The 5,977-nt window shown below is 74.1% G+C and carries 6 protein-coding genes; 1 reads left to right on the top strand and 5 read right to left on the bottom strand.

Features of this window, described 5'->3' with window-relative positions:
- Positions 1–65: 65 nt before the first annotated feature.
- Together VR44_RS18135 and VR44_RS18130 are read right to left on the bottom strand one after the other, a co-directional pair.
- Positions 66–977 (bottom strand): glutaminase, encoded by a 912-nt coding sequence (locus VR44_RS18135; RefSeq protein ID WP_045948566.1) that lies wholly within the window; start codon positions 975–977, stop codon positions 66–68.
- Between the two features lie 13 nt (positions 978–990).
- Entirely contained in the window at positions 991–1,686 is a 696-nt protein-coding gene (locus VR44_RS18130) for a demethylmenaquinone methyltransferase (protein ID WP_045948565.1), read from the bottom strand.
- 254 nt (positions 1,687–1,940) lie between these two features.
- On the opposite strand from VR44_RS18130, the gene VR44_RS18125 reads away from it, so the two are divergent.
- Positions 1,941–2,687: a DUF3152 domain-containing protein gene (locus tag VR44_RS18125; protein ID WP_342669365.1), complete on the top strand. Its 747-nt coding sequence runs from the start codon at positions 1,941–1,943 to the stop codon at positions 2,685–2,687.
- A gap of 18 nt (positions 2,688–2,705) precedes the next feature.
- On the opposite strand, the gene VR44_RS18120 is transcribed toward VR44_RS18125, so the two are convergent.
- From VR44_RS18120 to VR44_RS18110, 3 genes are all read right to left on the bottom strand, one after another.
- Positions 2,706–3,350: an imidazolonepropionase-like domain-containing protein gene (locus VR44_RS18120; protein WP_045948564.1), complete on the bottom strand. Its 645-nt coding sequence runs from the start codon at positions 3,348–3,350 to the stop codon at positions 2,706–2,708.
- Between the two features lie 22 nt (positions 3,351–3,372).
- The gene (mqnC, locus tag VR44_RS18115) at positions 3,373–4,572 is read right to left on the bottom strand and encodes a cyclic dehypoxanthinyl futalosine synthase (protein ID WP_045948563.1); all 1,200 of its coding nucleotides are present in this window, start codon (positions 4,570–4,572) and stop codon (positions 3,373–3,375) included.
- A gap of 94 nt (positions 4,573–4,666) precedes the next feature.
- Positions 4,667–5,977, bottom strand: a 1,311-nt coding sequence (locus VR44_RS18110; RefSeq protein ID WP_483855144.1) for a serine/threonine-protein kinase, incomplete at its 5' end; no start/stop codon positions are given.

Genomic DNA, 5,977 nt, shown 5'->3' with positions numbered 1-5,977 from the left:
GCTGGGGGAGGGTCTGGGGGAGGAGCCCCCAGGAGGCCCCGCGCAGCGGCACTGGCCCCCTCGGGTCAGAACACGCTCAGGCCCGTCAGGGTCGTGAAGCGGTCCAAGGCGGCCGCGCCCGCGACCGAGTTGCCCTGGGCGTCGAGGCCCGGGCTCCAGACCGCGAGGGTGCACCGGCCGGGGACGACCGCGATGATGCCGCCGCCGACCCCGCTCTTGCCCGGCAGCCCCACCCGGTAGGCGAACTCCCCCGCCGCGTCGTACGTCCCGCAGGTCATCATCACCGCGTTGATCTGCTTCGCCTCGCTGCGGGTGAGGAGCCGCGAGCCGTCCGACCGCAGCCCGTGCCGGGCCAGGAAGCGGGCGGCCAGGGCCAGGTCCGCGCAGGTCATCTCGATCGAGCACTGCCAGAAGTAGTGGTCCAGCAGCGCCGGCACGGGGTTGTCGATGTTGCCGTACGAGGCCATGAAGTGCGCCACGGCCGCGTTCCGGTCGCCGTGTTCGTGCTCGGACGCGGCCACCTCCGCGTCGAAGCCGATGTCCGGGTTGCCGCTCTCCTGCCGCAGGAAGTCCAGGAGTTCACTGCTCGCGTCACCCGTGAGGGTCTGGAGCCGGTCGGTGACGACGAGCGCGCCCGCGTTGATGAAAGGATTCCGCGGGATGCCATTCTCGTACTCCAGCTGCACCAGGGAGTTGAACGGATTGCCGGACGGCTCCCGGCCCACCCGCTCCCACAGGCTGTCCCCGCCCTCCGCGAGGGCGAGGGCCAGGGCGAAGACCTTGGTGATCGACTGGGTGGAGAAGGGGACCCGCCAGTCCCCGGTGCCGAAGACGTTCCCTTCGAGGTCGGCGATCGCCATCCCGAACCGGCGGGGGTCGACCCCCGCCAGGGCCGGGATGTACTCGGCCGGGGTGCCGCTGCCGATCAGCGGGGCGACGTCCGCCGCGATGCGTTCCAGGAGGTGCTGGTAGTCCACGGGTGCCAACGAGCTACTGGGCCTTGACGCCGCGGTGCAGGGCCACGATGCCGCCGCTCAGGTTGCGCCAGGCGACCTTGCCCCAGCCGGCCTTCTGCAGCAGCTCGGCCAGCGCCGGCTGGTCCGGCCACTCGCGGATGGACTCGGCGAGGTACACGTACGCGTCGGGGTTGGAGGAGACCGCGCGGGCCACCGGGGGCAGGGCGCGCATCAGGTACTCGGTGTAGACCGTCCGGAAGGGGGCCCAGGTCGGCTGCGAGAACTCGCTGATGACGACCTGCCCGCCGGGCTTGGTGACCCGGTACAGCTCGCGCAGCGCGGCGTCCGTGTCCTGGACGTTGCGCAGCCCGAAGGAGATCGTCACGGTGTCGAAGACGTCGTCCTTGAACGGGAGCCGGGTCGCGTCGCCGGCCGTCAGCGGGAGCCACGGGTTGCGCTTCTTGCCCTCCCGCAGCATGCCGAGGGAGAAGTCGCAGGGGACGACGTACGCGCCGGTCGCGGCGTACGGGAGGGACGAGGTCGCGGTGCCGGCGGCCAGGTCGAGCACCTTCTGGCCGGGGCGGGCGGCGACCGCCTTGGCGGCCTCCTTGCGCCACAGGCGCGCCTGCCCGAGGGAGAGGACGTCGTTGGTGAGGTCGTACTTCTCCGCGACGCCGTCGAACATGGAGGCGACTTCGTGCGGCTGCTTGTCCAGGGAAGCCCTTGTCACTGGCGGTGGCCCCTCGGTGCTCGGTGTGTCTGCGGCGGACAGGTCGTACCCCGTCATCCTCTCAGGCCGCCACCGTGCCGGCCGCCCCGGCCCGGTCTGACGCGCGCCGATGGAAATTCCGGCGGATCAGGACCGGAAACGGGCAGACTGGGCCGACAATCCGAACAAAGGGACCACCGATGGCGACACGCCGATCAGTCAAAGCACGACGGGCCGAACGGCGCAGGCGACTGCGCCGCACGGTCCTGGGCTCGATGGCGTTAGCCGCGCTCTCCGTCACCGCCTACTGGCTCGGGCTGGAACGGGGCGCCGCCACCGCCGCCCCGGGCGGCCCGTCACCGGCGGCCGGGCGGGTGGCGGCCCCGGCCGAGCACGCGTCACCGGCCCCGTCCCCGCCCCCGGGCCCGACCGCGAGTCCGAGCCCGAGCCCGAGCCCCACCGCGGCGCCGGGCGCGTTCACCGCCTCCTCCACCGCCGGCCGGGCCCAGGGCCAGGGGCGTGCGCTGCGCTGGCGGGTGGAGACGGAGAACGCCAGCGGCGTCGACCCGGACTCCGCCGCCCGGAACATCGAGGAGATACTCGGGGACCGGCGCGGGTGGATACGCGACCCCTCGTACGGCTTCCGGCTGGCCGGCCCCGGCGAACCGGTGGACTTCACCGTGAAGATCGCCACGCCCGCCACCACCGACCGGCTGTGCGACGTGGTGACCCCCGAGCTCATCGGGGAGACCAACTGCCAGGCCCACCACACCATCGTGGTGAACCTCAAGCGCTGGCAGGAGGGCTCGCCCAAGTTCCGGGGCCCGGCCGCCGAGTACCGGGCACTGATCATCAACCACGAGGTGGGCCACGAACTGGGCCGCGGCCACGAGACCTGCCCCCGGCCGGGCGCCCCCGCCCCGGCGATGATGCAGCAGATCAAGGGGCTCCAGGGGTGCACGTCGAACGCCTGGCCGCACACCGCCGACGGGACCTACCTGGCCGGCCCCCCGGTGCCGTAGCGGGACGGGCCCGGTCGGTCAGCGCCGCCGGTGCAGCAGCCGGCCGCCGATGACCGTCGCCACGCAGGTGGTCGCCCCGCGCTCCAGCAGCTCCGCCTCGTCCGCCACCGCGAACACCGCGAACCGGGCCGCGCCGCCCGCCTCCAGCACCCCGTGGAAGGCCTCCCCCGCGCTCTGCCGCCCGGTGAGCGGGTCCAGCGCCGGCGCGCCCTCGTAGGGGGCGGGCGGGACCACGGCCAGGCCCGAGCGGACCACCGCCGTGCGCACCGCCGGGATCGTGAACCGCCCGGCCACCGCCACCACCCCGCGGGCCAGCAGCTTCTGCGTGCCGCGCCGGGCGCTGTTGCCCCAGCGGGACTCGGTGAGCTTGAGGGCTTCGAGGGCCTCGGCGCCGGTGATCGGGTCGGCGCCGAGCTCGGTGACCTCGTACGGGTCGTCCGGGTAGTACGTCCCCTGCAGCAGCACGTCCGCCCCGCGCGCCAGCAGCCCCGGGGTGAGCACCCCGGGCCAGCGCCGCACGCGGGCGTGCGGCGCGGCCGCGCCGAGGTCCTCGTACGGGCCCGTGCGGACGATCCGGTCGCCCTCCACCAGGACGGCTCCGGCCTCCAGCGGCGTCGCGCCGGGGCCGGTGACGAGGAGTTCGGCGGTGTGCAGCGTCAGCATCGGGGATCGGTCCGCGTCCGCGTCAGTTCGTGGAGATGAGCTTCAGCTCGGGGTGCGCGGTGCCCCCTTCGATGGCGGTCGAGGAGATGTGCGAGACCACGCGGTCGTCGACCGGGTCGTTCGCCGGGTCCTCGTGGACGACGAGGTGCTCGTACGTCGTCGCGCGCTGCGCCGGGACGCGGCCCGCCTTGCGGATCAGGTCGATGATCTCCTGGCGGTTCGAGCGGTGCTTGGCACCGGCGGAGGAGACCACGTTCTCCTCCAGCATGATCGAACCGAGGTCGTCGGCGCCGTAGTGCAGGGCGAGCTGGCCCGCCTCCTTGCCGACGGTCAGCCAGGAGCCCTGGATGTGCGCGACGTTGTCGAGGAAGAGGCGCGCGATCGCGATCATGCGCAGGTACTCGAAGACCGTCGCCTGGGTGCGGCCCTTGAGGTGGTTGTTCTCGGGCTGGTACGTGTACGGGATGAACGCGCGGAAGCCGCCGGTGCGGTCCTGCGTGTCACGGATCATCGCGATGTGCTCGATGCGCTCGGCGTTGGTCTCGCCGGTGCCCATCAGCATGGTGGAGGTGGACTCCACGCCCAGCCCGTGGGCGATCTCCATGATCTCCAGCCAGCGCTCTCCGGACTCCTTCAGCGGGGCGATCGCCTTGCGCGGCCGCTCCGGCAGGAGTTCGGCGCCGGCGCCGGCGAAGGAGTCGAGGCCCGCGGCGTGGATGCGCTTGATGGCCTCCTCGGCGGAGACCCCGGAGATACGGGCCATGTGCTCGACCTCGGAGGCGCCGAGGGAGTGGATGACCAGCTGCGGGAAGGCCTTCTTGATGGCGGAGAAGTGCTCCTCGTAGTACTCCACGCCGTAGTCCGGGTGGTGCCCGCCCTGGAACATCACCTGCGTGCCGCCGAGCTCGACGGTCTCCGCGCAGCGGCGCAGGATGTCGTCGAGGCCTCGGGTCCAGCCCTTCTTCGTGTCCTTCGGGGCCGCGTAGAAGGCGCAGAACTTGCAGGCCGTGACGCACACGTTGGTGTAGTTGATGTTGCGCTCGATGATGTACGTCGCGATGTGCTCGGTCCCCGCGTAGCGGCGGCGGCGCACCGCGTCGGCGGCCTGGCCGAGGGCGTGCAGCGGAGCGTGCCGGTAGAGGTCGAGCGCCTCTTCCTTGGTGATCCGACCCCCCTCGGCGGCGCGGTCGAGGACGGACTGGAGTGCGGCCAGGTCGGTCACCGGTGGGTCACCTTTCGGCGGTGTGTCAAGGGTCCGGACCGATCCAGCCTACGCCAGGGCCCTTGACGGGATCCGGCAGGGGGCGGGGCCGCGGTCAGCGGCTGCGGGTGAGGTCGCCCTCGGGGTTGCCCGCCGCCTTGTCGCCCGACTTGTAGTGCAGCGAGCCACCGGGGTTGAGGGTGAAGCGCTCGTCGGCAGAGCCGCCCGCGCAGATGCCCGGGGCCGGGTTGGGGCCGCCCGCCGTGTCGAGGACCAGGGAGGTGTCCGTGGCGGAGGACAGCTTCCAGTCGCCGCTGCAGTCGGTGCCGAGGAGCGGCAGGACGGACTTGTCCCGGCCGACGATCTCGCCGACCTTGCCGGCCTTGATGGTGATCTCGAACTCGGTGGCGGCCCCGAGGTTGGTGGTGACGGTGCCCTTCCAGGTGCCGATGAGCTCCTTCGGGACGTCGTCACGGGTCCCCTTGGACGGGGCCGAGGAGGCGGAGGGCGAGGGCCGGGCGGTGCCCGGCGCGGGCGACGCGGGGGCGGGCGCGTCCACGCTCGCGGTCGGGGGCTTGCCCACCGCCGTGTCCCGGGTGTCGCCCTGGCCGGGCAGCAGCCCCATCCCGTACAGCCCGCCGGACAGCGCCGCCAGGACGGCGGCCGCGCCGAGCACGAGGGTGCAGCTGAAGCGGCGGCCGACCGCGCTGAGGGTGACCCCGCCCCGCTCGCCGCCCGGAGCCGTCCGCGGCCGCGGCACCCCGCCACCGCCCCCGGCCGTCTCGGTGGGCGCCCCGTACACCCCGCCGCCCGGGGAACCGACGGAGCCGGAGCCGTACGCCCCGCCGCCGTACGGGCCGGCGGTGTACCCGGCGCCCGAGCCGCCCGTGCCGGAGCCGCCGGACCCGTAGGGCCCCGCACCCCCGGCGTACCCGGACGGGGTCCCGTACGAGGGGTCCGGCGTCCCGAACCCGACCCCGACGGGCCCCCCGGAGGACCCCTCGGTGAACGGCACCGGCCCGGACGCGGTCCCGGGGCCGAACCCGGCGTCGGCCCCCGACCCCGCCCCGGGGGCCGCGAACGCCGCGCCGCCCGGCCCCGCCGATCCGCCCCCGCCGCCGGAGGCAGCGGCGTCCGCGTCGAGGTCCAGCAGTGCCACCGCCGCCCGGCTCGCCTCCTCCACCAGCGGTGCCGGGAGCCAGCCCGGGGCGCCCAGGGCGCCGCCCAGCGCGGCCGCCACGGCCTCGGGCGCCGGCCGCTCGGACGCCGGCTTGGCCAGGCAGGACGCGATCAGCTCCCGCAGCTCCCCGGCCGGGACCGCGTCGAGCTCCGGGGGCTCGTGCACCACCTTGTAGAGGAGGGTCGCGGAGTTGTCCCCGCTGAAGGGGGGCCGGCCGGTCGCGGCGAAGGCGAGGACCGCGCCCAG

The sequence above is a fragment of the Streptomyces katrae genome (assembly GCF_000966975.1).
GTDB classification, from domain to species: domain Bacteria; phylum Actinomycetota; class Actinomycetes; order Streptomycetales; family Streptomycetaceae; genus Streptomyces; species Streptomyces katrae.
The sequence above is the reverse complement of the archived record's forward strand: the minus strand, read 5'-3'. Positions and strand labels throughout refer to the sequence as shown.